General features: G+C 70.4%; 29 protein-coding genes. 10 read left to right on the top strand and 19 right to left on the bottom strand.

Annotation, left to right across the window (positions count from 1 at the left end; translation table 11 throughout):
* Positions 1–108: 108 nt before the first annotated feature.
* The 11 genes from rdgB to clpS all read right to left on the bottom strand — a co-directional run bounded on the left by rdgB (position 109) and on the right by clpS (position 7,747).
* A complete protein-coding gene (gene rdgB / locus AMYBE_RS0100470) occupies positions 109–714 on the bottom strand; it encodes an RdgB/HAM1 family non-canonical purine NTP pyrophosphatase (RefSeq protein ID WP_020657354.1) in 606 nt (201 codons plus the stop codon).
* Complete coding sequence (rph, locus tag AMYBE_RS0100465; protein ID WP_027927247.1) at positions 711–1,487, bottom strand: ribonuclease PH; 777 nt, start codon at positions 1,485–1,487, stop codon at positions 711–713. The genes rdgB and rph overlap by 4 nt, the downstream gene beginning before the upstream one ends.
* An 84-nt stretch (positions 1,488–1,571) precedes the next feature.
* Positions 1,572–2,339, bottom strand: a complete 768-nt coding sequence (locus AMYBE_RS0100460) for an MBL fold metallo-hydrolase (RefSeq protein ID WP_020657352.1) — start codon at positions 2,337–2,339, stop codon at positions 1,572–1,574.
* Between the two features lie 36 nt (positions 2,340–2,375).
* Positions 2,376–3,176, bottom strand: a complete 801-nt coding sequence (gene murI / locus AMYBE_RS0100455) for a glutamate racemase (RefSeq protein WP_020657351.1) — start codon at positions 3,174–3,176, stop codon at positions 2,376–2,378.
* Entirely contained in the window at positions 3,173–3,817 is a 645-nt protein-coding gene (locus AMYBE_RS0100450; RefSeq protein ID WP_051124607.1) for a rhomboid family intramembrane serine protease, read from the bottom strand. The genes murI and AMYBE_RS0100450 overlap by 4 nt, the downstream gene beginning before the upstream one ends.
* 185 nt (positions 3,818–4,002) lie before the next feature.
* Positions 4,003–4,953, bottom strand: a complete 951-nt coding sequence (locus AMYBE_RS0100445) for a PLP-dependent cysteine synthase family protein (protein ID WP_020657349.1) — start codon at positions 4,951–4,953, stop codon at positions 4,003–4,005.
* Positions 4,954–4,957: 4 nt separating this feature from the next.
* Positions 4,958–5,236, bottom strand: a complete 279-nt coding sequence (locus AMYBE_RS0100440; RefSeq protein WP_020657348.1) for a MoaD/ThiS family protein — start codon at positions 5,234–5,236, stop codon at positions 4,958–4,960.
* A 64-nt stretch (positions 5,237–5,300) separates the two neighbouring features.
* Complete coding sequence (locus AMYBE_RS0100435) at positions 5,301–5,708, bottom strand: M67 family metallopeptidase (protein ID WP_027927246.1); 408 nt, start codon at positions 5,706–5,708, stop codon at positions 5,301–5,303.
* Positions 5,709–5,884: 176 nt separating this feature from the next.
* Positions 5,885–6,874: a P1 family peptidase gene (locus AMYBE_RS0100430; protein WP_020657346.1), complete on the bottom strand. Its 990-nt coding sequence runs from the start codon at positions 6,872–6,874 to the stop codon at positions 5,885–5,887.
* Positions 6,875–6,893: 19 nt separating this feature from the next.
* The gene (locus AMYBE_RS0100425) at positions 6,894–7,451 is read right to left on the bottom strand and encodes a DUF2017 domain-containing protein (RefSeq protein ID WP_020657345.1); all 558 of its coding nucleotides are present in this window, start codon (positions 7,449–7,451) and stop codon (positions 6,894–6,896) included.
* Positions 7,448–7,747: an ATP-dependent Clp protease adapter ClpS gene (gene clpS / locus AMYBE_RS0100420; protein ID WP_020657344.1), complete on the bottom strand. Its 300-nt coding sequence runs from the start codon at positions 7,745–7,747 to the stop codon at positions 7,448–7,450. Before clpS ends, AMYBE_RS0100425 begins: the two co-directional genes overlap by 4 nt.
* 74 nt (positions 7,748–7,821) lie before the next feature.
* On the opposite strand from clpS, the gene AMYBE_RS0100415 reads away from it, so the two are divergent.
* Together AMYBE_RS0100415 and AMYBE_RS0100410 are read left to right on the top strand one after the other, a co-directional pair.
* Positions 7,822–9,126 (top strand): nicotinate phosphoribosyltransferase, encoded by a 1,305-nt coding sequence (locus AMYBE_RS0100415; RefSeq protein ID WP_020657343.1) that lies wholly within the window; start codon positions 7,822–7,824, stop codon positions 9,124–9,126.
* Between the two features lie 10 nt (positions 9,127–9,136).
* A complete protein-coding gene (locus AMYBE_RS0100410) occupies positions 9,137–9,712 on the top strand; it encodes an isochorismatase family protein (protein WP_020657342.1) in 576 nt (191 codons plus the stop codon).
* Here the strand turns inward: AMYBE_RS0100410 and AMYBE_RS0100405 are convergent.
* Positions 9,709–10,380, bottom strand: a complete 672-nt coding sequence (locus tag AMYBE_RS0100405) for a choice-of-anchor P family protein (protein WP_020657341.1) — start codon at positions 10,378–10,380, stop codon at positions 9,709–9,711. The genes AMYBE_RS0100410 and AMYBE_RS0100405 overlap by 4 nt on opposite strands.
* Positions 10,381–10,567: 187 nt before the next feature.
* Between AMYBE_RS0100405 and AMYBE_RS0100400 the strand changes: the two genes are divergently transcribed.
* The 3 genes from AMYBE_RS0100400 (at position 10,568) to AMYBE_RS0100390 (ending at position 13,683) form a co-directional block, all read left to right on the top strand.
* Entirely contained in the window at positions 10,568–11,158 is a 591-nt protein-coding gene (locus tag AMYBE_RS0100400; RefSeq protein ID WP_027927245.1) for a biotin transporter BioY, read from the top strand.
* A gap of 81 nt (positions 11,159–11,239) precedes the next feature.
* Positions 11,240–13,291 carry an ATP-dependent DNA helicase gene (locus AMYBE_RS0100395; protein WP_020657339.1) on the top strand — a complete coding sequence of 684 codons (2,052 nt, stop codon included), beginning with the start codon at positions 11,240–11,242 and terminating at the stop codon, positions 13,289–13,291.
* 59 nt (positions 13,292–13,350) lie between these two features.
* Positions 13,351–13,683: a hypothetical protein gene (locus tag AMYBE_RS0100390; RefSeq protein ID WP_027927244.1), complete on the top strand. Its 333-nt coding sequence runs from the start codon at positions 13,351–13,353 to the stop codon at positions 13,681–13,683.
* 257 nt (positions 13,684–13,940) lie between these two features.
* Here AMYBE_RS0100390 and AMYBE_RS0100385 read toward each other — a convergent pair whose 3' ends face one another.
* The 4 genes from AMYBE_RS0100385 to ctaD all read right to left on the bottom strand — a co-directional run bounded on the left by AMYBE_RS0100385 (position 13,941) and on the right by ctaD (position 18,465).
* Positions 13,941–14,345, bottom strand: a complete 405-nt coding sequence (locus AMYBE_RS0100385; RefSeq protein ID WP_020657337.1) for an OsmC family protein — start codon at positions 14,343–14,345, stop codon at positions 13,941–13,943.
* Between the two features lie 65 nt (positions 14,346–14,410).
* Positions 14,411–15,172 carry a peptidyl-tRNA hydrolase gene (locus tag AMYBE_RS0100380; protein ID WP_020657336.1) on the bottom strand — a complete coding sequence of 254 codons (762 nt, stop codon included), beginning with the start codon at positions 15,170–15,172 and terminating at the stop codon, positions 14,411–14,413.
* Entirely contained in the window at positions 15,169–16,398 is a 1,230-nt protein-coding gene (serB, locus tag AMYBE_RS0100375) for a phosphoserine phosphatase SerB (protein ID WP_020657335.1), read from the bottom strand. Before serB ends, AMYBE_RS0100380 begins: the two co-directional genes overlap by 4 nt.
* A gap of 294 nt (positions 16,399–16,692) precedes the next feature.
* The gene (gene ctaD / locus AMYBE_RS0100370; protein WP_020657334.1) at positions 16,693–18,465 is read right to left on the bottom strand and encodes an aa3-type cytochrome oxidase subunit I; all 1,773 of its coding nucleotides are present in this window, start codon (positions 18,463–18,465) and stop codon (positions 16,693–16,695) included.
* Positions 18,466–18,603: 138 nt separating this feature from the next.
* Here ctaD and AMYBE_RS0100365 point away from each other — a divergent pair, with 138 nt between their 5' ends.
* Positions 18,604–19,434 carry a phosphotransferase gene (locus AMYBE_RS0100365; protein ID WP_020657333.1) on the top strand — a complete coding sequence of 277 codons (831 nt, stop codon included), beginning with the start codon at positions 18,604–18,606 and terminating at the stop codon, positions 19,432–19,434.
* Here the strand turns inward: AMYBE_RS0100365 and AMYBE_RS0100360 are convergent.
* Entirely contained in the window at positions 19,427–20,203 is a 777-nt protein-coding gene (locus tag AMYBE_RS0100360; protein ID WP_020657332.1) for an alpha/beta fold hydrolase, read from the bottom strand. The genes AMYBE_RS0100365 and AMYBE_RS0100360 overlap by 8 nt on opposite strands.
* Positions 20,204–20,241: 38 nt before the next feature.
* On the opposite strand from AMYBE_RS0100360, the gene AMYBE_RS0100355 reads away from it, so the two are divergent.
* Positions 20,242–20,766, top strand: coding sequence for a GNAT family N-acetyltransferase (locus AMYBE_RS0100355; RefSeq protein ID WP_027927242.1), 525 nt, complete (start codon positions 20,242–20,244; stop codon positions 20,764–20,766).
* A gap of 551 nt (positions 20,767–21,317) precedes the next feature.
* Here AMYBE_RS0100355 and AMYBE_RS43745 read toward each other — a convergent pair.
* The gene (locus AMYBE_RS43745) at positions 21,318–21,623 is read right to left on the bottom strand and encodes a hypothetical protein (protein WP_084469835.1); all 306 of its coding nucleotides are present in this window, start codon (positions 21,621–21,623) and stop codon (positions 21,318–21,320) included.
* Between the two features lie 143 nt (positions 21,624–21,766).
* On the opposite strand from AMYBE_RS43745, the gene AMYBE_RS0100345 reads away from it, so the two are divergent.
* Positions 21,767–22,243, top strand: coding sequence for an RrF2 family transcriptional regulator (locus tag AMYBE_RS0100345; protein WP_020657329.1), 477 nt, complete (start codon positions 21,767–21,769; stop codon positions 22,241–22,243).
* 228 nt (positions 22,244–22,471) lie between these two features.
* On the top strand, positions 22,472–23,617 hold the full coding sequence (locus AMYBE_RS0100340) for an MFS transporter (RefSeq protein ID WP_020657328.1): 1,146 nt from the start codon (positions 22,472–22,474) through the stop codon (positions 23,615–23,617).
* Between the two features lie 131 nt (positions 23,618–23,748).
* Here AMYBE_RS0100340 and AMYBE_RS0100335 read toward each other — a convergent pair whose 3' ends face one another.
* Positions 23,749–24,921, bottom strand: a complete 1,173-nt coding sequence (locus tag AMYBE_RS0100335) for an alkaline phosphatase family protein (protein ID WP_425386891.1) — start codon at positions 24,919–24,921, stop codon at positions 23,749–23,751.
* Here AMYBE_RS0100335 and AMYBE_RS0100330 point away from each other — a divergent pair.
* Entirely contained in the window at positions 24,920–25,123 is a 204-nt protein-coding gene (locus AMYBE_RS0100330; RefSeq protein WP_020657326.1) for an FmdB family zinc ribbon protein, read from the top strand. The genes AMYBE_RS0100335 and AMYBE_RS0100330 overlap by 2 nt on opposite strands.
* The last annotated feature ends 23 nt before the right edge of the window (positions 25,124–25,146 follow it).

Raw genomic sequence — 25,146 nt, 5'->3', positions numbered from 1 at the left:
CGTGAAGGGAACATTGAGGGACTCAGAGTCCCTGAATGTTCCCTTCACGCACCTCAACGACCCGAACCGCCGCCGGACCGCCCGACCAGCGCAGGCGCCCGACCCAGCTCACCCAGCCAGCTCCCGCAAGGCGGGCACCAGCGCCCGCAACGCCTTTCCCCGATGCGACAACGCATCCTTTTCCGCCGCCGTCAATTCCGCGCTGGTCCTCTTCTCGCCCTCCGGAACGAAAATCGGGTCATACCCGAACCCGTTCTCCCCCCGGCGTTCCCGAACCAGCACCCCACGCCATTCCCCGCGCACCACCGTCTCCTCGCCCCCGGGCAAGGCAAGCACCGCCGCGCAAACGAAGGCCGCGCCGCGCCGCTCGTCCGGCGTGTCCCGAAGCTGCGCCAGCACCAGCTCCAGATTCGCCGAGTCGTCCCCGTGCCGGCCGGCCCACCGGGCGGACAGCACCCCCGGCATCCCGTTCAACGCGTCCACCGCCAGCCCCGAGTCGTCGGCGATGGCCGGCAACCCGGTAGCCGCGACCGCGTCCCGAGCCTTGGCCGACGCGTTTCCCTCGAAGTCCGGCGCGGTCTCCGGCGCCTCCGGAAACTCGTCGACGTCGTCGAGCCCCAGCACCTCGATCCCCTCGATGCCTTCCGCTTCGAGGATGCGGCGCAGTTCGCCGAGCTTCTTCGCGTTGCGCGACGCCAGCAGCAGCTTGGTCACTTCTGGCCCTTCTTCCGGTCCGGACGCGGTTCCGGCAGCTCGCCCGGGTACGGCAAGGCCAGCGCCTCCTTCTGCAGCCGGGTCAATTCCTCGCAGCCGGCCTGCGCCAGGTCGAGCATGGCGTCCAAAGTGGACCGCGCGAAGGTGGCGCCCTCGCCGGTGCCCTGCACCTCGATCAAGGTGCCCGCGTCGGTGGCGACGACGTTCATGTCGACCTCGGCACGCGAGTCCTCCTCGTACGGCAGGTCGAGCCGCACCCGGCCGTCCACGACGCCGACGCTCACCGCGGCCACCGAGGACGACAGCGGCTGCGGGTCGTTCAGCCGGTTCGCCGCGCTCAGCCAGGTGATCGCATCGGCGAGAGCGACGTACGCGCCGGTGACCGCGGCCGTGCGGGTACCGCCGTCGGCCTGGATGACGTCGCAGTCGATGACGATGGTGTTCTCGCCCAAGGCGGCCAGGTCGATGCAGGCGCGCAGCGAGCGGCCGATCAACCGGGAGATTTCGTGGGTGCGGCCGCCGATGCGGCCCTTCACCGATTCGCGGTCGCTGCGGGTGTTCGTCGCCGACGGCAGCATCGCGTACTCGGCGGTGACCCAGCCGAGGCCGGAGCCGGCCCGCCAGCGCGGCACGCCTTCGGTGACGCTCGCCGCGCACAGCACCCGGGTGTTGCCGAACTCGATGAGCACTGACCCGGCAGGCCACTTCTGGAATCCGCGGGTGATCTTCACTTCGCGGAGCTGGTCGTCGTTCCTGCCATCTTTTCTAGCCACGCGCCAGACGATACTGCCTGGCCACGCCAGTCCGCTGAGGGTGGTGGGAGGGGCGAACGCCGGGTCCCGCGGTCCCTTTCGCGGTCAGAGGTCGTAGACCGCGCCCTGGGTCACCAGTTCGGCGTCCGGGAACACCGCCTGGGCCTCGGCCAGGACCGCGGCCCGGTCAGTCCAGGGCGCGACGTGCGTAAGCAGCAGGCGGCCGACCCCGGCCTCCTTCGCCAGCTCACCAGCTTGTTTGCCGGAAAGGTGCACGCCCTGCGGCCGGTCCGCGGCGTCCGTCCAGGACGCTTCGGAAAGCAGCACGTCGACGCCGTCCGCGAGCTCGCCAAGTGCGCGACAGTATCCGGTATCACCGGTGTACGCGAGAATGGTGCCGCCGTACGCGATGCGTAGGCCGAATGCCGGTGTCGGGTGGTCGACGGCCACAGCGGTCACGTCGAAGGGCCCAATCTGCACAGACTCTTCACGTAACTCGTGGAACGCGTACACGTCAGACAGATCCACAGACGCCCGCTCCGCCTCGTCAGCCGCGTACGCGTGCCCTAGCCGTGACGGTGCCCCCGCCGGCGCATACAGCGGCAGCTGGCGCGGGCGCGCCGGGTACGGCGACGCAGGGTGATAGCGACGCAGCACGGTGAGCGAGTTGACGTCCGCGCAATGGTCCGCGTGCAGGTGCGAGAGGACGAGCGCGTCCAGGTCAAACGGGTCCAGCACGGTCTGGAGCTGCGCGAAGGCACCGGTGCCCAGCTCGAGCCCGAGCCGGTACCCCTCCGCCTCCAGGAGGTACCCGGACGCGGCAGCGTTCGGGCCGGGAATGCTGCCCGAACACCCGAGGATCGTCAGTCGCACCCCGTCACCCTAACGCTGCTCGTCGCGACCGCAGCGTCACGCGCTCGCCGGGGCGAGGGCACCGGGCGCGAAGCCCATGAACCGCTGCGCCAAACGCGCGAACGGCTCCGGCGAACCGGTGGCGAGGAACTCGTGCCGAGGCGGTTCGGCACGCTCGGCCAGCAGGTCCAGCTCGGTCAGGACCCGGTAGAGGTCCTTCGCGGTTTCGTCGGCGCTGGAGACCAGCGTGACGTCCTGGCCCATCACGATCTGGAGGACGCCGGACAGCAGCGGATAATGCGTGCAGCCGAGGATGAGAGTGTCCACCTCCGCTTCGAGAAGCGGTTGCAGGTAACCCTGTGCCAAGCCGAGGATCTGTCGCCCCGTCGTGATGCCGCGCTCCACGAAGTCGACGAAACGCGGGCAGGCGACGCTGGTGAGCTGTACGTCCGGCGCAGCGGCGAAAGCGTCGTCATACGCACGCGACCGCACAGTGCCCTCGGTACCGATCAGACCGACGCGCCCGCTGTGCGTCGCCACAGCCGCTCGCCGTGCGGCGGGGAGGACTACTTCGATCACCGGCACGTCGTAACGCTCGCGTGCGTCGCGAAGGCAAGCCGCGGACGCGGTGTTGCACGCGATAACCAACGCCTTCACCCCGCTCTCGACCATGTCGTCGAGAGCCTCCAACGCGTACTCGCGGGCCGTAGCGATGGGCAACGGCCCGTACGGGTTGCGCGCGGTGTCGCCGACGTACCGCAGTTGCTCAGCGGGCAACAGTTCGAGAATCGACCGGGCGACGGTGAGCCCGCCGACGCCGGAATCGAAAACACCGATGGGCGCCTCGGGAAAACTCACGCCTCGAGGCTACCCGGGGCGGATTTGACGCGTTCTCCGCGTGAGGTCAGCCAGGCCGCGAGGACGCCGGCCAGCGCGCCGAACAGGTGGCCCTGCCAGGAGATGCCCGGGTCGCCGGGGAGGATGCCCCAGAGCATCCCGCTCCAGATGCCGAGCAGGACGACGGCGACCAGGATCTGCCCGAGCGACCGGTGGAACAGTCCGCGCACCAGCAGGTAGGCGAGCCAGCCGAAGGCGAGCCCGGAGGCGCCGACGGTGTAGGTGTTCGAAGGCCCCACGAGCCACACGCCCACCCCGGACACCACCCAGATGATGGCGGTGACAACGACGTACCGGCCGATGCCGGCCGCCATCGCGAGGAACGAGAAGACGAGGACCGGCACCGTGTTGGAGAACAGGTGCGACCACCCGGCGTGCAGCAGAGGCGCCCAGAGGATCCCGTCGAGCCCGGTCACCTGCCGCGACACGATCCCGCCGTGCGTGAAGCTGCCCGGCAAGATGACGTCCAGCAGCTCCACGAGGTACAACACCGCGACAAACCCCAGCGCGACGATCGCCGCCGCCTTGGGATTGGCGGGCAGGATGCGCTTCGAGGCTTCGACGGACTTGCCCGGACCGCCGGCAGCAGGCACCGGAGACATCGGCGGAAGGGGAGGCAGTGTGCTCACGCCACCCAGATTACGTCGGGTGGCTGCGCCGGGCCTCGGGAGAAAACCCCTACTTTCCGGGCGTCCAGGCCGTGCCCGGTCGCGCTGGAAGCCGTGCAGGGCCCTTGAGAGAAGCAGAGTCTCTCAAGGGCCTCTTCACGGACCAGACGTTCCGATCTTCACGCCCAGAGCTGGCCGTCGAGCCGTTCCGCGGCCTCGTCCAACGAGCCCGCATACGCTCCGGTCGACAGGTACTTCCACCCGGCGTCCGCGACGATGAACGCGACATCCGCCTTCTCGCCGCGCGCGGCGGCCTTCTCCGCGACCCCGAGGGCCGCGTGCAGCACAGCACCGGTCGAGATCCCGGCGAAGATGCCTTCGTGCTCCAGCAGCTCCCGCGTACGGCGCAGCGCGTCGTACGCGCCAACCGAGTAACGGCCGTTGAGCACGCTCTCGTCGTACAGCTCCGGCACGAACCCCTCGTCGAGGTTCCGCAGGCCGTACACCAGTTCACCGTAGCGGGGTTCCGCGGCGATGACCTGGACGTCCGGCTTCGCGTCGTGCAGGTACCGGCCCACTCCCACCAGCGTCCCGGTCGTGCCGAGGCCGCCGACGAAATGCGTGAGCGTCGGCAGGTCCTTGAGCAGCTCCGGACCGGTGCCGCGGTAGTGCGCGTCCGCGTTGGCCGGGTTGCCGTACTGGTAGAGCATCACCCAGTCGGGGTTCTGCTTCGCCAGTTCCTTGGCTCGCCGCACTGCCTCGTTCGAACCGCCCGCGGCCGGGGAGAACACGATCCGCGCGCCGTACGCCTGCAGCAGCTGCTTGCGCTCGGTCGAGGTGTTCTCCGGCATCACGCACACCAGGCCGTAGCCCTTGAGCTTCGCGGCCATGGCCAGCGAGATCCCGGTGTTGCCCGAGGTCGGCTCAAGGATCGTGGACCCGCGGCGCAGGATGCCGTCCCGCTCGGCCGCCTCGATCATGGCCAGCGCGGGGCGGTCCTTGATCGAGCCGGTCGGATTGCGGTCCTCCAGCTTCGCCCAGAGCCGGACGTCGTCGGTCGGGGACAGCCGCGGCAGCCCGACCAGCGGCGTGCCGCCGAGAGCGTCGAGGAGGGATTCGTAACGGGCCATCGGATCAGCGAGCGCCGCCTGCCACCGCGGGCAGGATCGTCACGGTGTCGCCGTCGCTGACCTCGGCCCCGAGGCCGCCCGCGAAGCGCACGTCCTCGTCGTTGACGTAGACGTTGATGAAGCGGTGCAGCTTCTCCTCTTTGACCAGGCGTGCCTTCAGGCCGGCGTGCCGCGACTCGACGTCGTCGATGATCTCGAGGACGGTCTTGCCCGCCGCTTCGACGGACTTCTCGCCGCCGGTGTGGGTGCGCAGGATGGTCGGGATGGAGACGGTCACGGCCATGGGTTCTTACCTCCGGGTGGGTTCCTAGACGCAGACGTAATGGACGCCGCGCTTTATTCCGGGGTCAGTCGAAGATCTCGACCGGCTCCTCGGTGATCTCGGCGTCCACGATCCGGTACGAGCGGAACTCGTGCGAATCGGGGTCCTTCGTGGAGACGAGCACGTAGTGCGCGTCCGGCTCGGCGGCGATGTTCGCGTCCGTGCGGGACGGGTACGCCTCGGTGGCGGTGTGCGAGTGGTAGATGACCACCGGCACCTCGTCGTTGGCGTCCATCTCGCGGTAGAGCTTGAGCAGGTCGCCCGAGTCGAACTCGTAGAACGTCGGCGAGCGCGCGGCGTTCAGCATCGGGATGAACCGTTCGGGCGAATCGGACCCGAGCGGTCCGGCGATCACGCCGCACGCCTCGTCGGGGTGGTCACGACGGGCATGGGCGACGATCTCGTCGACGAGGTCACGGCGGATCCGGAGCACACGCACATCTTAGGTCGTGGACCGAGCGGGTCCACACTCTGAGACGTACCGCTCATCCGCAGGTCAGCCGAGACGACCCGGACGCCCCGGTTCGACGGCGATCCGCGGCCCGGCTGCCGCCCGGACCAGCGGGCATCGGCCGGTCGCCGCCGACGCGCCGCGAGCACGCCCGGTGTTCAGCTGAACGCTTCCGGCCACACGTCGCGATACGCGGGAACCTCGGCCGCCGAAGCAGCCGACAGCAACCCGTGCACCATCGCCCGCGCGAAAACCCGCGCCGCGGCCGAGCACAGCGCGTCCAGCGCCCCGGCTCGCGCCGCCAGCGCGAACGAGCCCGGCTCCCCGGGCAGTTCCCAGGCACCGGTCGCCAGCGCGAACACCGTGTCGCCGTCGAACATCGAGTGCGCCGGACGCACCGCCCGCGCCAGCCCGTCCTGCGCGGCCACCGCCAGCCGGCGCGCTTCAGCCTTGGTGAGGGCAGCGTCGCAGGCCACGACGCCGATCGTGGTGTTCAAGTCCGTCCGCTGCCCCGGCACCTCACCCGGCCGATCGGGCCAGCGGACGCCGAACTCCCCGTCCACCTCGTGATCCCCGGCGAACGCACGCCCGGTCGCGAAATCCACCGCTTCGCCCGCCGCGTTGACCGCCGCGATCGCGCCGACGGTCACCTCGCCGACGACCTCGCTCGCCGTCCCGATGCCGCCCTTGAGCGAACCGACCACCGCGCCGGTACCCGCGCCGACCGTGCCGGACACCACCGTGTCCGTGGCCGCTTCGCAAGCGGCGTAACCGAAATCCGCGTCCGGCCGGTTTCCCCAGGCACTGCGCGGCAGGTCGAACAGCACCGCGCCGGGCACGATCGGCACCACCTCGTGCGGCTGCGCGCCGACCGGGAACCCGAGGTTCTGCTCGGCCAGCCACCGCATCACGCCGTCCGCCGCGGCGAGACCGTACGCGCTGCCGCCGGACAGGCAGACCGCGTTCACCCGCTGCACCAGGTTCTCCGGCTCCAGCAGGTTCGTCTCACGCGTCCCCGGCGCGCCGCCTCGCTGGTCGACCGCGCCGGTCGCGCCGCCGGGCACGAGCACCACGGTGGTGCCGGTGGCCCAGCCGTCGCCGAGCCGCTGGTAATGCCCGACGAGCACGCCGGGAACGTCGGTGATCATCGCGCGAACCTCCGAGACGTCAGCCGGTGAGCGCTTGGATCAGCGTCTCCTGCACCCAGGTCAGCCAGTGGTACACGCCGAGGTGCGGCGCGCGCGGGTCGTCCTCGGGCAGCTCGTCCGGCATGTCCTCGGTGACGTCCAGCGCGGTGCCCAGCGCCAGCCGGACGTCGTTCAGCGCGCCCAGCCACGCGTCCGCCTGCTCGAAGCTCAGCTGCACCGGGCCGCCGTCGCGCGGCAGCGTGTCCAGCACCGTCTTCGCGACGCCGACCTTCTTCTCCAGCAGCTCCGGTTCGTGCAGCGACCGCATCGCGGCCGCCGAGTCGAGTTCCTCGCTGCTCGGGTTGTCCGGGTCGAGCTTGTGGAAGTCCGGCAGCAGCCGCGAAAGCACCGGGTCGTCCGGCGATTCGCTGGGCCCGGTGCGGATGCCGGTCAGCTCGGCGAGCTCGTCCTGCGGGGCCTCCTCGGCCCGGGCGGTGAGCATGTCCTCCAGTTGCCCGACCAGCCCGCGCAGCACCGCGGCTTCCTGCTGCTCGAACCCGGCGAGGATGACGTCGCCCTTGCGGCGCCACGCTTTCACGAGGGCTGCTCCATCGTCGCCCACAGGCCCGCGGCGTGCAGCTTCGCCACGTCGGTCTCCACCTTCTCCTTCGAACCGGACGACACGATCGCCTTGCCCTTGTTGTGCACGTCGAGCATCAACTTCGTGGCGTGGTCCCGGCTGTAGCCGAACAGCTTCTGGAACACGTACGTCACGTACGACATCAGGTTGACCGGATCGTTCCACACGATTGTCCGCCAGGGCTGGTCGGAGTCGGCCAGTTCGGCCCCGAGTGGATCGACCTGCGTCTGTTCGGATGCGACAGGCGTGGACATGCACCCCATGGTGTCACGGCGGCCTCCCGGTACGCCGCGCCAGGTCCGTCCATGTGGGTGAATAGGCTGCTGCCATGGGTTCCCCCGAGCCGGTCACCAGCGCGAGCACGGCGCTGCTCACCGACCACTACGAGCTGACCATGCTGGCGAGCGCCCTCGCGGACGGAACGGCCGAGCGGCCGTGCGTGTTCGAGGTCTTCGGCCGCAGGCTGCCCGACGGGCGCCGGTACGGCGTCGTCGCGGGCACCGCGCGGGTGCTCGACGCGATCGCCGACTTCCGGTTCACCGACGCCGAGCTGACCATGCTGGAGCAGGCCGCGGTCGTCGACCCGGCGACGCTCGCCTGGCTGGCCGACTACGAGTTCCGCGGCGACATCGACGGCTACCGCGAAGGCGAGCTGTACTTCCCCGGCTCGCCGATCCTCACCGTGACCGGCAGCTTCGCCGAGGCTGTGGTGCTGGAGACGCTGGTGCTGTCGATCCTGAACCACGACAGCGCGATCGCCTCCGCCGCGGCGCGGATGTCCGGCGCGGCGCACGGCAGGCCGATCATCGAGATGGGCGGACGGCGCACCCACGAATACGCCGCGGTCGCCGCCTCGCGAGCCGCCTACCTCGCCGGTTTCGCCACCACGTCGAACCTCGAAGCGGGCCGTCGCTACGGAATCCCCACCCGCGGCACCGTCGCGCACGCGTTCATGCTGCTGCACGACAGCGAGGAAGCCGCTTTCCGCGCCCAGGTCAGCAAGATGGGCGCGGACACCACGCTGCTGGTCGACACCTACGACATCACCGCGGGCATCGAGACCGCGGTCCGGGTGGCCGGTCCGGAGCTGGGCGCGATCCGGATCGACTCCGGCGACGTCGGCCCGCTCGCCCGCAAGGCCCGCGACCAGCTCGACGCGCTCGGCGCGAAGGACACCCGGATCGTCGTGTCCGGCGACCTGGACGAGCACGCGATCGCGGCGCTGCGCGCGGAACCGGTGGACGCCTACGGCGTCGGCACTTCGGTGGTCACCGGCTCCGGCGCGCCGACCGCCGGGATGGTCTACAAGCTGGTCGAGGTCGACGGCAAACCGGTGGCGAAACGCAGTGCGCACAAGGAATCCCGCGGCGGACGCAAGTACGCGCTGCGCCGGCACCGAAGCACCGGCACGGCCGTCGAAGAGGTCGTCTGGACCTCGGCGGGGGGCCGCCCGGAGGCCGGCGAAAACGATCTCGAGCTGCAGATCCCCCTGGTGCGCGACGGCGCTCCGGTGGATGATCTGCCCACACTGGACGACGCGCGGGCCCGGCTGCGGCGCGCGCAGGTGAGCCTGCCGTGGGAGGGCCTCAAGCTCTCGCACGGCGAGCCCGCGATTCCGACGATTTTTCTGTAGGGAGCCGACCATGGGTACCGCGCTGATCGTGGTGGATGTGCAGAACGACTTCTGCGAAGGAGGTTCGCTGGGCCTGCCCGGCGGAGCGGCGGCCGCGGCGGCCATCTCGCAGCGGATGGCCGACGGCGGCTACGCGCACATCGTGGCCACCCGCGATCACCACATCGACCCGGGCGACCACTTCAGCGACACCCCCGATTTCAACACCAGCTGGCCGCGGCACTGCGTCGCGGGCACCGCGGGCGCGTCGTTCCACTCCGCGCTGGACGTGGTGCCGGTCGAGGCGGTGTTCTCGAAGGGCGAGTACTCCGCCGCCTACTCCGGGTTCGAGGGCAAGTCCGGCGACGGCAAGACGCTCGACGAGTGGCTCCGCGCCCGCGACGTGACGGACGTCGACGTGGTCGGCATCGCCACCGACTTCTGCGTCCGCGCCACCGCTCTCGACGCCGCTCGCGCCGGGTTCGGCGTGCAGGTGCTGCTGGACCTGACGGTCGGCGGTTCGCGCCCGACCGTCGACGCGACGCTGAAGGACTTCGACGAGGCAGGCGTGCGCTACTCCGGCACGCCCGCCCTGCCGCCCGCCTAACCGAAAGCACCCCAAGCCACATTGGGGTGCTTGCCGAACGGGTTGCACGCCGCGGTGCCCAGGTAGATGTCCCCGCTGGCCGGTCCGCCCTGCGGGAACAGCTTCACGTGCACCGCGTGCGTGACCAGGCTGCCGTCGGCGGGCGTCGGCGTCACGGTCTCGTTCAGCGTGATCGTGGCCAGCGCCGTGCCGGCCGGCCCGCCCGGGACAGTGATCCGGTAGTTCGCCGGGATCGACGACGGCACCGTGAACCCGGCGACCTCGCCGATCGACATCGAGCCGGTGCTGCCCGCGTCCGCCGTCGTCGAGCAGTTGACGGCGTACGTGCGGACCTTCAGCTTCGGTCCGCCGTAGCGGGCCAGGAAATCCGACTCGAACCGCTGGCCGCCTGCCTGCGCCTCGGCGATCGGGCCGTTGCGCCCGCAGACCGTCCCGCCGAAGCCGAACACCGCGATCCGGCCGGCCGCTCCGCCGGGGGTGCGTACGGTCGCCGGTCCGTCGGCGTCGCAGCGCGCGAGCTCCCCGGTGACTACGTGCTCGTTGTCGGCCAGCACGTCCAGGCTGCCGGCCGAGGCCCAGCCGGTCGACTCGATCGGCGGGTCGGCGTGCGCCGCCGCCGGCGCGGCCAGCAGCAAGACCCCGGTGACCAGCAAGGTCCGTCCACGCATTCGATCTGTCTCCCTTCGCCGGTGCTTCGACATCGGCAGCCTGGCCGGGTCCGAAACGTCGCGCCGCACGGCTCACCCGGTCGAGTGGCGCGGTCCCGGCACCGTGAGGAACGCAACTTGTCCCGTTCCGCCTCCGCACGCGGCGATAACCTGCCCGGACGTCCGTTTTCCCGTGGTTGGAGGTCTCGTGTCGTCACTGTCTCTCTCCGGTCGCCGCCAGGTGCTGGCTGACCTGGTCCCCGGCACTCTGGTGCGCGACCTGACGCTGGTCGCGGGCGGTGCCGTGCTCACCGGCGCGGCCGCGCAGCTGGTGATCCCGCTTCCCGGCACCCCGGTGCCGATGACCGGCCAGACCTTCGCGGCGCTGCTGGTCGGCGCGACGCTCGGGATGCGCCGCGGCACCGCTTCGATGCTGCTGTACTTGCTCGTCGGCGCGGTCGGCGTGCCGTGGTTCCAGGGCGGCACGTCCGGGCTGTCCGGCGCCTCGGCCGGCTACATCGTCGGCTTCGTCTTCGCCGGCGCGCTCGTGGGCGCGCTCGCCGGGCGCGGCGGCGACCGCACCCCGCTGCGCACGGCGGGGACCATGGTGCTCGGCAATCTGGCCATCTACGCGTTCGGCGTGCCGTGGCTGATGGCCGTCACCGGGTTCGATCTGGCCACCGCGTTCGACAAGGGCGTTGCCCCGTTCCTCGTCGGCGACCTGCTGAAGACGGTCGTCGCGGCGGGTGTGCTGCCGCTCGCCTGGGCTGCGGTTTCCCGGTTCCGCAAGGAAGACTGAGCACGGCTTCGATCCGGCGCGAGCGGTCCGTTCGCGCCGGATCGAAGATCCTGTCGGGCCTGGCGGCTATCGTGTCTGGCTGTGCCCGCCCGAACCGATTTCCCCGGCGTCCTCGAACTGCTCACCCACGCGGTGGAGTCCGTCGGCGGCGCCGAACGCCCCGGCCAGGTGAAGATGGCCGACGCCGTCGGCCACGCCATCCGCACCGGCGAACACCTCGCCGTGCAAGCCGGGACGGGCACCGGCAAATCGCTGGCGTACCTGGTCCCGGCCATCCGGCACGCGGTGGAGAAAGACACCACCGTCGTCGTCTCCACCGCCACCATCGCGCTGCAGCGCCAGCTGGTCGACCGCGATCTCCCGAGGCTGGCGAAGGCGCTCAAGAAGCCGCTCGGCCGCGAACCCACCTTCGCGATCCTCAAGGGCCGCCGCAATTACCTGTGCCTGCACCGGCTCGACACCGGCCCGGCGGACGAGCCGGAGGACGCGCAGCTGTTCGATCCGTTCGCGGTGTCCCGGCTCGGCAAGGAAGTCACCCGGCTGCACGAGTGGACGTCGGACACCGAGACCGGCGACCGCGACGAGCTGGTGCCCGGCGTGTCCGACCAGGCGTGGCGGCAGGTTTCCGTCACCGCGAGGGAATGCCTCGGCGCGGCGAAGTGCCCGGTCGGCACCGACTGTTTCGCCGAGCGCGCCCGGGCCGAAGCCGGCCGCGCCGACGTCGTCGTCACCAATCACGCGCTGCTCGCGATCGACGCGTTGCAGGGCTACCAGGTGCTGCCGGACCACGACCTGGTGATCATCGACGAGGCGCACGACCTGGTCGACCGGGTCACCTCGGTCGCCACCGGCGAGCTGACCAGCGCCATGGTGTCGGCCGCCGCCCGCCGCTGCGGGAAGCTGATGGACGCGGGCATCGCGGACCGGCTGCTGGAATCGTCCGACGGCTTGGCGCTGATCCTCGACGACATCCCGGCCGGACGGCTGGACACGCTGCCGAAGCCATTGCAGGGCGCGATCCCCGCGGTGCGCGACGCGGCGAAGGAATGCCTGACCGCACTGGGCTCGGACCGCAAGGAGGACGTCGGCGAGGCCACCGCGCGCAAACTGGCGCGTTCGCTGCTGGAAGAGGTGCACGACACCGCGGTCCGGTTGCTGGACGCCTACGACGAGGATCTGGCGCACCAGCGCGACGTCGTCTGGCTGACCGGCGACAAGTACTCCGCGAACCCGCGGCCGCCCGCGTTGAAGGTCGCGCCGCTCGGCGTCGCGGGGTTGTTGCGGGAGCGGGTGTTCAACCAGCACACCACCGTGCTCACCTCGGCGACGCTCACCCTGGGCGGGGAATTCGACACGATGGCGCGGCAATGGGGCCTTCCGCCCGGCGGCGCGCGCGTCACGAAGGCGCCCGGCACGGCGACCGACAAGGAAGCCCCGTCGGATGAGGACACCGGCCCGAAGTGGACCGGTCTGGACGTCGGCTCGCCGTTCGACCACCGCCGCAACGGGATCCTCTACCTCGCCAAGCATCTGCCGCCGCCCGGCCGCGACGGCCTTGCCGAGTCCACAATGGACGAACTGGCCGAACTGGTGGAAGCGGCCGGCGGCCGCACGCTCGGCCTGTTCTCGTCGATGCGCGCCGCGAAACAGGCCGCGGAGGCGATGCGCGAACGCCTCGACCACCCGATCCTCTGCCAAGGCGACGACGCGACACCGTTGCTGGTGAAGCAGTTCTCCGCGGACCCGCGCACCTGCCTGTTCGGCACACTCACGCTGTGGCAGGGCGTCGATGTGCCCGGTCCGTCGCTGCAGCTCGTGGTGGTGGACCGGATCCCGTTCCCCCGGCCGGATGACCCGGTGTCCTCGGCACGCCAACGCGCGGTGGAAGCCAGGGGCGGCAACGGGTTCCTCACCGTCGCCGCCACGCACGCCGCGCTTTTGCTGGCGCAGGGCACCGGCCGCCTGCACCGCTCGGTCACCGACCGCGGTGTGGTGGCCGTGCTGGACTCCCGCCTGGCCACCGCCCGCTACGGCGGTTTCCTGCGTGCGTCGCTGCCGCCGTTTTGGCCCACGACAGATCCGCAGGTCGCCCGGGACGCGCTGAAGCGGCTCGACGCGGCCGCGCCCGCGTGACGGAGCGCACGGGGCAAGCGGGTACGGTGAACGGAACGAACCACGACAGGGAGCACCGGTTGACCCAGGATTCGTCCAACGCACGATCCCGGACCGTCAGTGTCGACGACACCGGCGTGCGGCGCCGGCTCGCCGACGGCAGCGAAGAGGCTGTGGCCTGGTCGGAGCTGCAATCCGTGATGGTGAGAGTCATCCCCGACGGACCGTGGAACGAAGACGTCTTCTTCATGCTCGTCGGCAATGACGGCAAAGGCACCGCGGTCCCGAGCGGCGACCCGGCCGCGGACGCGCTCATCGAGCGCCTGCAGACGCTGCCCGGGTTCGACAACGACAAGTTCGTCGAAGCGATGACCACGGACGCCGACCAGGCGTACGTGGTGTGGCAGAGCTGACCGCGCCCCAGGACTGAGGGCGGCCGCCGGGGTTTCGCACTCGGTGGCCAGACCTGCGTGTCACGGCCGGGCCCCCGCCAGACCTGCACCTCACGGCCGGATTCGCCCTGCCGGAGCCGGTGACAGCCGCCGGACGGCTGCCGCGGGCTCAGCCTGGCTCCGCAGAATCCTCCCCGCACCACCCGCGCGGCTGCGCCATCCAGGCCGAAAACGCACCGCCCGCGGCTCCGCCACCCCCGACGGAGCCGCGCCACCGCTCATTCCTTCGGGAAGCTCTCGGTAACCGGAATCCCCTTCGTCAGCGTCCGGCGCACCGTGCACAGCCGCTCAATCGCGCGGTCCACCGCACCGGCCAGTGCCGCCCGCTGCTTCTCGTCCAGCCCGGACACGTCGACGTCGAACGCCACCCGCACCGCGTCCAGCTCCGAGGCTCCCTCGCGCCGGTCAGCCGACACCTCGACGCGGAACTTCGAGTCCTCGCCCACCCGGCGGGTGATCAGCTCCTCGGCCGTCACCGCCGAGCAGCCCGCGGTCGCGATCTGCAGCAGCTCCGACGGCGAGAACGCGCCCTCCGCACCGGCCCGCCCGACCCGTACCTCCGCGCCGCGTTCGTTGCGGCCGACAAAGCTGTGCTTGCCTTCGCGCTGCACTTCCAGGGTCATCCCGGCACCTTCCCTCGTCTGACTGATCGCCTCGGCACCAACCGTGCCGACCGCGCCGATGTTCCTCAGGGGTGCTGCGCCAGCACGGTGATCGTGCCGGGGTCGACCTCGGTGAATCCGGCGTCCCGGACCGCGACCACCCGGTTCTCGCGCCAGCCGGCTTCCGGGTCGTCGACCGGGCACAGTTCCTTCCACCGCCCGGGGCTGGGCGTCCGCACCGCGACCCGGTAGTCCCGCGCCGCCCAGGCCGCCAGCTCCGCGTCGGACAGCAGCGCGGCGAGGATCATCGTCGCGTGCCCGACCTGGGCGGACGCTTTCCCGACGGTCATCGGCACTTCCGGGTTGAGCATCAGCAACGGCACGTCCGCCGGGGCCGGACCGGGCGTGTCGGCAGGCAGCTCGCTCCCGGAGATCTGCAGCCGCGAGACCTCCTTCGGAGCTTCCTTGACCAGCCCGGGCACCAGAGCGCGCGCCTCTGCCCCGTCGACCTCCACGGTGATTCCCGGCTGGTCGAGCACGGCTTGCCAGTGCGTCCCGCGCGCCCGCCGCGCGACCTTGCGAATCCGGTTGTCGAGCCACGCGTGCACCGGCTCGGCCCATTCGCCGCCAGGAGCCGCACGCTCGTCCAAGCACACCGCCAAGGCCGCCGCGGCTGCCGCTTCGAGCAGCGCGGTGCGCCCCGGTGGTTCAGCCCGCTCGATCCGCAGAATGATCGGCATCGCGCGGACCTCGTCCGGGTTCTCGTCCGAAGTGTCCGCGGTGTCCTCCGCGGGCAGGCCGAGCCAGGTCGCGTACCGGCTGCGCAGCGGTTCGAGCACTGGGTTCACGGGCGGACCAGCTCAAGCCCGTCCGCCGCGTCGGCCGCCTCGACCTCGGCGCGCGTGACGCCGAGGACGAACAGCACCGCGTCCAGGTACGGGTGCGACAGCGCCGTGTCGGCGACCTCCCGGAGCGCCGGCTTGGCATTGAACGCGACGCCCATGCCCGCCGCACCGAGCATGTCGATGTCGTTGGCGCCGTCGCCGACCGCGACGCACGCTTCCAGCGGGACCCCGTACTGTCCGGCGAACCGCCGCAGCGCCGTCGCCTTTCCAGCCCGGTCCACGACCTCTCCGACGACCCGGCCGGTGAGTTTCCCGTCGACGATCTCCAGCTCGTTGGCGGCCGCGAAGTCCAGCCCCAGGTCCTCGACCAGATGGCTGATGACCTGGGTGAACCCGCCGGACACCACGCCGCAGCGGAAGCCCATCCGCTTCAACGTGCGCACCGTCGTCCGAGCGCCCGCGGTGAGCTCGACCGCCTTTGCGACCTCGTCCAGCACCGACTCCGGCAGCCCGGCGAGCAGCGAAACCCGCTGCTCGAGAGATTCGGTGAAGTTCAGCTCGCCGCGCATCGCGGCCTCGGTGACCTCGCGGATCTTCTCCTCGACCCCCGCGTACGCACCGAGCATCTCGATGACCTCGCCTTGGATGAGCGTGGAATCGACGTCGAAGACCACCAGCCGCTTCGCCCTGCGCGTGATGCCGGCCCGCTCCACCGCGACATCGATGTTCGCCTCCGACGCGGCATCCGCCAGCGTGGACCGGAGTTCGGCGTCGGCCTCTTCGGTGTCTTCCCGCACCGAGACGTACAGCTCCAGCCCGGTCACCGGGTAGTCGGCGACGCTGCGAATCGAGTCGATGTTCGCCTCGACCCCCGCCAGCCGCCGCGCGACCTCGGAAAACGCCCGCGCCGTCACCGGCCGTCCGAGCAGCACCAGCACATGCGAGGAGTCCCGGCGCCCGAGCGCGAACGGGTCCGCTCCGATCGCTTCGCCGATCCGGACCTCGACCTGCATGCCGACCGTCGCCATGGCCTGCTCGACGGACTCCTGGAGCCCTTCCGGGTCGCGGTAGACGCCGGCGAGCACGCCGAGCACAAGCTGCCCGCGGATCACCACCTGCTCGATGTCGAGCACGTCCACGTCGTGCCGGGTGAGCACGGCGAACAGGACGGACGAGACGCCGGGCCTGTCCGGACCGGTCGTGGTGATGAGGACGGGAGTCTGGGTCACTGGTTCGCTATCCCTCGTTCGTCTCGGCGCCGACATTCGGTCACGGCGAGTCGGCACACCCAGTCTGGCCTCCCCAGGCGGCAGGCAGAACGCCCTCGTGCCCTGCTTCACACCGTCGCACCACGAACGGGGGTACGGCCTCACCAGGTAACCAGCCTGCCGCATCCGCGCTCACCAGGCCGTGAAGGGCCGCTTGCCGGACCTGGAGTCCTTCATGGACCTCAACCGCTCACTACGCGAAAAAGGCGCGTGCCCGGCCAAGTGGCCGGGCACGCGCCCTTCAGACTCAATCGCCTACTGCTCGCTGGCGTTGTCCTTGCCGTGGTCGCCCGGCATCGTGGCCTCGACCAGTTTCTGCGACGGCGCCGCCAGGTGCTTGGCCTTGCCGAAGAACCCGATCTCGCCTTCCGCGTGGATCCGCTCCATCATGTGCGGGTAGTGCAGCTCGAACGCCGGCCGCTCGGAACGGATCCGGGGCAGCTCGGTGAAGTTGTGCCGCGGCGGCGGGCAGGACGTGGCCCACTCGAGCGAGTTGCCGTAGCCCCACGGGTCGTCGACCGTGACGATCTCGCCGTAGCGGTAGCTCTTGAACACGTTCCAGATGAACGGCAGCGTGGACGCCCCGAGGATGTACGCGCCGATCGTGGAGATCGTGTTCAACGTGGTGAACCCGTCGCTGGCCAGGTAGTCCGCGTAACGCCGCGGCATGCCTTCCGCGCCCAGCCAGTGCTGCACCAGGAACGTGGTGTGGAAGCCGATGAACGTGGTCCAGAAGTGCCACTTGCCGAGCTTCTCGTCCATCATCCGGCCGGTGATCTTCGGGAACCAGAAGTAGATGCCAGCGAAGGTCGCGAACACGATCGTGCCGTAGAGCACGTAGTGGAAGTGCGCCACCACGAAGTAGCTGTCCGACACGTGGAAGTCGATCGCGGGCGCGGCCAGCATGATGCCGGTCAGACCGCCGAAGAGGAACGTGACGATGAAGCCCATCGAGAAGATCATCGGCGTCTCGAAGGACAGCTGGCCCTTCCACATCGTGCCGATCCAGTTGAAGAACTTCACGCCGGTCGGGACCGCGATGAGGAACGTCATGAAGGAGAAGAACGGCAGCAGGACCGCGCCGGTCGCGTACATGTGGTGCGCCCACACCGCCACCGACAGCGCCGCGATCGACAGCGTCGCGAAGACCAGGCCCTTGTAGCCGAACACCGGCTTGCGGCTGAACACCGGGAAGATCTCCGACACGATGCCGAAGAACGGCAGCGCGACGATGTACACCTCGGGATGGCCGAAGAACCAGAACAGGTGCTGCCACAGGATCACGCCGCCGTTGGCGGGGTCGAACACGTGGGCGCCGAGGTGCCGGTCCGCCATCAGGCCGAACAGGGCCGCGGTGAGGATCGGGAACGCGAGCAGGATCAGGATGCTCGTGATCAGGATGTTCCAGGTGAAGATCGGCATCCGGTACATGGTCATGCCGGGCGCGCGCAGGCACACCACGGTGGTGATCATGTTGACGCCACCGAGGATCGTGCCCAGACCGGATACCGCTAGACCGGCGATCCACAGGTCGGCGCCTACGCCTGGCGAGTGGATCGCGTCGGACAGCGGCGTGTAGGCGAACCAGCCGAAGTCGGCGGCGCCACCCGGGGTGAGGAAGCCGGACAGCACGATCAGACTGCCGAAGAGGAACAGCCAGAACGAGAACGCGTTCAGGCGCGGGAACGCGACATCCGGCGAACCGATCTGCAGCGGCAGGATGAAGTTCGCGAACCCGAACAGGCTGGGCGTCGCGTACAGCAGCAGCATCACCGTGCCGTGCATGGTGAACAGCTGGTTGTACTGCTCCTGGGACAGGAACTGCTGGCCCGGCTGGGCGAGCTCCGTCCGCATGAGCATGGCCATCGCGCCGCCGACCATGAAGAAGGCGAACGACGCGACGAGATACATGATCCCGATCTGCTTGTGGTCCGTCGTGCGGAACAACCGCAGCAGGTACGAACCCTTTGCCGTCTCGCGCGCGGGATACGGGCGCGTTGCGATCGGCTTCGGGGCTACGGCCGTCACTCCTGCCTCCAACACTGCAGCCTGGTGGTGGTCAAATTGTTCAGTCGCTCGGGCTTCAGGCGGGCCTGATCCGGGCGGCTAGGGGGATCGTAGCCCTCGGTGCCGACGGTCGCTCGCACCGGCTGGTTAGATCACCGCATGGCAGACCCGCACCGCGATGCGGCGGTCTCCGCGGCGCTCTCGGTCGGCCGCCGGTTCGGCCTCCGCACCGAGGCCGCGCGGGTGCTCCACGAGCGCTCGAACGTGCTGGTGAGGATGGGTCCGGTCGTCGCGCGGATCCCCGGCACGACCCAGCTGCTGCGGCCGGACGCGACGCCGTGGCTGGAGAGGGACGTCGCACTGTCGGCACATCTCACCCAGCGTGGTGTGCGCGTCGTCTCACCGACGACGGATCCCCCGGCCGGCCCCCATTTCGCGGATGGCCTGCCGGTCACGCTCTGGCATTGGACCGATCACGATCCTGGCCATCGGCACTCCCCGGCCGAGGTCGCCGGATCGCTGGCCGAGGTGCACCGCGCGCTGCGCGACTATCCGGGCGAACTGCCCGATCGCGGGCCAGTTTCGGAACTGCGCGGCCTGATCGCCCTCAACACCGCCGCGCTGGACGGCTTCGGCGAGCGGATCGGCGCGGAATGCGACCGGCTCGAAGCACTCCTGCCGACCGGCCCCGGCCAGCCCCTGCACGGCGACGCGCACCCCGGCAACCTGATCCAGACCGCCGACGGCCCGTGCTGGCTCGACTTCGAAGACGCGTGGCGCGGACCGCTCGAATGGGACCTGGCGATCCTCGCGCGCCAAGGCGGGCCGGAATTCCTCGCCGCGTACCCGGGCGAAGCGGACGAAGCCGTCCTCGCGACGTGTACGCAGCTTCGGTCGGTTTTCGCGGTGGCGTGGCGCTTCCTGATCGCACAGCGGTTCCCAGACCGGCTGGACGAGGCGCGCGTCACCGCAGCGGAGTACTTCAGCTGACCGGGTACCAGCCGAGGATCGCCTCGACAACGCTTGCGGGCGCTTCCAACGACGACAGGTGACCGGCCTCGGGAACCACGACGAGAGTCGCGTTGGGCAGCGCTTCCACCATGGTGTTCGCGTCCTCGAGCGGCGTAAGGATGTCGCGCTCGCCGACGATTACCAGCGCCGGAATCTCCGTTTCGCGCAGCAGCTCCACCGAGTCGGGCCGAGTACGAATCGCGCGCGAAGCCCAGGCGACCCCCGACGGCGGCTGTGCGTCGATCAGTTCACGTACGCGCGTGACGACGTCCGGAGACGCGGTGTCAGCGAGCAGCTTCGGCAGGTTCGCGTCAGCGAGCCAGCCGGCCACGCCTTCTTCCTCGGCGCGCTTCGCGACGACTTCACGCATCTCCGCGGCTTCTGGCGTGTCCGAAGTCGCCTTGGTGTCGATGAGAATGAGCCCGGCGACGCGTTCGGGAGCCTCGCGGAGGACGGCCATCGCGAGATAACCGCCCATCGAGCAGCCGCCGATAACCACCTGGTCGAGCCCGAGCTTGTCGAGCAGCGCGACGACGTCCCGGGCGGCGTGCGCGAGGCTCGGCTCGGCGTCGGTCTCCGGCAGCGGGCTGCGGCCGAGGCCGCGCTGGTCCGGCGTGATGACGCGGAGCCGCTCGGCGAGCGGCGCACGGACCGGGTCCCACATGCGCGCGTCGAGCGGGAAAGCGTGCAAGAGCACCAACGGGACTTCGGCGGACGGCGGTTCGGTCGGCAGGTCGGTCTCGCTCATGACGGCATTCTCGCCGGTTCTTGTCGTACCCCGCAGCTATGGTCGGACGAGTGACAGAGATCGTGACGGAACGGCTGGTGCTGCGGCCGTTCGTGGAGGCGGACCGGCAGGCGGTGCTGGAGATCCAGACCGATCCGGAGACGAACCGGTTCAACCCGCGGCCGCCGGACGCCGCCACCACGCGGCTGACCTTCGACAGCTGGCTCGCGCATTGGGCCGAGCTCGGCTACGGCTATCTGGCAGTGCGGGAACGCGGCAAGCCGGCGGCCGCGGACGGGTCGGACGTGATCGGGATGACCGGAGTACGGAAGCGGGATTTCCGGGGAGAGAAGGTGCTGAACCTGGGGTACCGGTTCCGCCCGTCGGCGTGGGGAAAGGGCTACGCGCTGGAGGCCGCCCGGGCGGCGGTGGAGTGGGCGGAACGGGAGATCCCGGAGATTCCGGTGCTGATCAGCGTGACGGTGACGAACGAGCCGTCGCTGCGGGTCGTGGAGAAGCTGGGTTTCACGAAGTACCAGGAGGACGTTTACGACGGAGCGATGTCGCGGCATTTCCGCCGGTAGGCGGCCGAAGGCGGCGGCCGGCGGACGAAGGCGGCGACCGGCGGACGAATGCGGCGGCCGGCGGCCGAAGGCGGCGGCCCAGCTCGGACCCGGGCGGCTGAGGCGGTGGCGGGGCGCTCGCGGTTCCTGGTGGTGGCGGAACGCACGCGGTTCCTGGTGGCGGCAAAACGCTAGCGGCCTCAGGCGCGTCCGTGAAGGGCCCATTGCCGGACTTAGATTCCCTCAAGGGGCCCCTGACGGACGGGCCGAGCGGGCTGTGGCGGGGCGGGGCGGGCCGAGGGGCTGTGGCGGGGCGGGGCGGGGCGAGCCGCGGAGACTCCGGCTGGTTCAGCTCCCGACGGGAGCGTGGATCGCGGCGGCGGAACGCGCGCGATTCCGGCTGGTTCAAGAGTGCTGACGGAACGCCGCCGGTTCAAGAGTGCTGACGGAACGCCGCCGGTTCAGGAGTGCTGACGGAACGCCGCCGTCGACGGCCGTGCATAACAGCGGCGCCGAAGGACGGCGATCCCGAGCATGATCGATGAGAAGGCTCCCATCGATCGCGCAGCCAGTCAGCGGCGACGGTTCGGGCGTCGGCGAGCCCGGGCTTCCCAGCAAGGCCGGTGCCAATGCCGGCGGTCGGCGACGCCGCCGGTGTCGTCCGCGGGCCACACCACCAGATGTGGCGTGCCCGGCCGGATCTCGTGGTCACAGCCGGGACAGCGGTAGGTCTTGGCGGCGTGCGAACCCGGCACGGTCCGGACGAGCCAGTCGCCGTCGGGGCCGGATTCGGAGTGCGCCCAGCCGCTGATCGCACCCAGGCTGGGCTGCTCGCCGCGGCCGGGCCGACCGCGGCCGGGAGTATTGCGTCGGGGCACGAATTGAACGGTAACCGGCAGCCGCGGGCGGCGGCGGGAGGACCCTGCCGACGATGATCAGCTCTCCTGCCTGCCGGTGGCTGCCCTGCCCAGACTGGGCAACCAGCTTTCGCCGCATAATCGGGATGTGTAGCATCCCCATTATGCGGATGAGCGAAGGCATCGAGTGGGGCCTGCACTGTTGCCTGGTGCTCGCGTGGCTCGACGATCTCGCCCCGATTCCGGTCGGGCGGCTCGCCGAGGTCTTCGACCTTCCGCCCGAGTACCTGAAGAAGCAGCTTCAGCCCCTGGCGAAGAGCGGCATCCTCCGCTCCGAAGCCGGCGCGCGCGGCGGCTACCGGCTCGGCCGCGCGCCGGAGTCGGTCACCTTGATGGACGTCGTCACCGCGATCGAGGGCAGCGCGGATCCGTTCCAGTGCGCTGAGATCCGACAGCGCGGAGCGGGATCGTCCGCGGCGGCGAAGGAGTTCGCCCGGCCGTGCGGGATCGCGCGGGCCATGCGCAAAGCCGAGCTGGCCTGGCGGCGCGAGCTTGCCGGCCAGACCCTCGCCGATTTGCTCGCGTCGAGTCCGCCCGCGGCCCGGCACCGGATCCGGCGGTTCGTCGAGAACCCCGCCTGACCAGCGACCACAACCGGCGGTTCGTAGAAGACCCGCCTGACCAGCGACCACAACCGGCAGTTCGTAAAAGACCCGCCTGACCACCGACCGCAACCGGCGGTTCGTAAAAGACCCGCCTGACCTGCGACTACAACCTGAGCGGCGAGGCCCTTTTTCGGAAGGAGAATCGGGACATTGAGTGTCTCATTAAATGCACCGGAGACAGCTTCCCGCCGAGCTGGTGGCCAGGTGTCGTTGCTGGCGCTCGGCACGTTCGCGGTCGGGACGGACGCGTTCGTCGTCGCCGGGTTCCTGCCGCAGATGGCAAGCGAACTCCGGGTGTCCGAAGCGGCGGCGGGCTACTCGATGACCGTGTTCGCGTTGTGCTACGCGGTGTTCTCCCCTGTGCTCGCGACGCTCACCGCCACCGTTCCCCGACGCCGGCTCTTGGTGGCGGCACTCGTCGTCCTCGGGCTGGCGAATGTCGGCACCGCGCTCGCTCCGAGTTTCGCGTTGTTGCTGGTGTCGCGTGCGCTGGCAGCGGCAGGCGCGGCCGGGTTCACGCCGAACGCCGGCGTGGCCGCCTCGTCGCTCGTCTCGGCGGAGCGCCGCGGCCGCGCGCTGGCACTCGTGATCAGCGGTCTGACGATCGCCACGGCGATCGGGGTTTCGTTGGGGAACTTGGCCTCTCGAGTGATGGGCTGGCGGGCCGCGCTGGGCTTGGTCGCCGGGCTTTGCCTGCTCGCCGGAGCGGGCTTGGCGGCCCTGCTGCCGTACCTGAGCGGCGGAGTCCGTCTTCCGCTGACGACACGCTTAGCCGTGCTGCGCAACCGCGGCGTGCGGATCATTCTGCCCGTGACCGTGCTGGGCATGGCCGCGGCCTACACCGCGTACGCCTACGCGATTCCGGCATTCGGGGCCGTCGGCGTTTCCCCTGAAGACACACAGTGGATGCTGCTTCTTTACGGCGTCGGCGCCATCGTTGGCGCGCAGCTGTCCGGCCGGTTGACCGACAGGTTCGGCGGGACGCGGGTCCTGGTCGCGGGCTATTCGGTGATGGTCTGCGCGCTCGCCGCGTTGGGCGGATTGTCTTTACTCGCCGGCACGTTCCCCGTCGCGGCCGGTGTGCTGGCGGTGGCCTGGGGTGCGAGCTGCTGGTGTCAGACGCCGCCCCAGCAGTATCGGCTGATCGCCGCGGCGCCAGGTGAGGCCCCGCTGGTGATCTCGTTGAACGCGGCCGGGATTTACGTGGGGATCGCGGTCGGGACGTTCGTCGGCGGGCTGGCCGGGACCGCGAACGCGACCTGGATGTTCTTCTCCGGCGCGGTGCTCGCCGCCATGGCCGCGGGATGCTTGGCGACGACGGGCCGGTGGGCCAGGCGCGAACAGGACTGACTGGCCCGCCAGAGACCGGCGGGAAGATCGCGGCCAATCAGCCGAACAAGGCACGAAAATCGCGGCCGCACTCTCGGCACGCGGCTTGGCCGCCCGGCTCAGCCCGATTAGCCGGGAGCCGGACCCTCCGGTCAGCCGTGCGCGATCGCCAGCGGGACGAGCTGCTCGGCTGTCGTCAGCGAACCGTGCTGGCCGATCAGGTTCGTCTCGACCGCTTCCGCCAGTTCGCGGACCATGCCGAACGTCCCGGTCGCCGCGGCGACCACGTCGCCGATCCTCGGTCGAACCCGGTCTGTTACCGCAGCACCGAACCAGCCAGCGGCGATCGCCTCGTCGCGGGGCAGCACCCAGGCCCGTGAGCCCAGTACCTCGCGCCAAGCCGCGACGACGTCGGCGGTCGCGCCCGGTTCGGCGTAAACGTGCCGGGCGCGGACTTCCCCGGCGAAAGCGCGGACGCCGGCCAGCAGCTCCGGGGTGTCTTCCAGATTCAGTTTCTCTTCGACGGTCACCATTCCGTGGTCGGCCACCACTGCCAGCAAGGCACCGGACGGCAGGTCCTCCACAATGGACTCGACAAGCCGGTCGACGTGGCGCAGCTGCATCCGCCAGGCGGCCGACCCGGGGCCGTACAGGTGGCCCAGCAAGTCCAATTCGCTGTGGTAGGCATAGCAAAACGCCCGTGAGGAAAGAATCTCCAGGGTGCGCGCGGCCAGATCCCCCAGCGCATGGACGCCGGCGTAGCGAGCGCCGCTCTGCGTCGCCTGGGTCAAGGCGGTGTTGGCGAAATGCGCCGATGACACCACCGCGGCCTCGATGCCGGCTGCGGTGGCGCGTTCGAAGGTGGTCGGCAACGGCTGGACTTCTCGCGGCGGGAGAGCGCCGCGGAGGTCGCTGCCGTCGTCGTGGGAGCGCCAGCGGAGGGCGTTCAGCACTCCGGCGCCCGGGACCTCGAAGGTGTAGCCGACCATTCCGTGCTCACCCGACGCCAGGCCGGTCCCGATCGCGGCGACGCCGGCCGCCGTCGTCGACGGGAAGCCGACGCGCAACGGACGGCTGGCCAGTTCGGTGAGCACCGGGGCGTCGGCGGCATGCTGCGACAGCAGTTCCCAGCCGAGGCCGTCGATCAGGAGGACGCAGGCGCTGCGGGCTTCCGGCAGGTCGAGGCTGCGGGCCTCGCCGGGCACGCCGAGCGAGCCCAGCAACGACGGCACGACCTGGCTGAGATGCGGAACATCCGCGTACTGAGGCACATCCACCGGGACAGCTTCCCACCAACGAGGCGCGGCAGCGATAATCACCGTCATGCCCACCTACGCCTACCGCTGCCGCGACTGCACCGAGACGTTCGAGCTCATGCGCCCGATGAGCGAGTCGAGTGCGCCGGCCGCGTGCCCCGAAGGCCACACCGACACGGTCAAACTGCTGACGACTGTCGCGCTGACCGGCTCCGCAGCCACCCCTGCCCCGGCCAGCGGCGGCTGCTGTGGTGGCGGCTGCTGCGGCTGACCTTCTGGCTAGTTCCTCGCAGG

This window comes from Amycolatopsis benzoatilytica AK 16/65, assembly GCF_000383915.1.
Classification (GTDB): domain Bacteria; phylum Actinomycetota; class Actinomycetes; order Mycobacteriales; family Pseudonocardiaceae; genus Amycolatopsis; species Amycolatopsis benzoatilytica.
The sequence above is the reverse complement of the archived record's forward strand: the minus strand, read 5'-3'. Positions and strand labels throughout refer to the sequence as shown.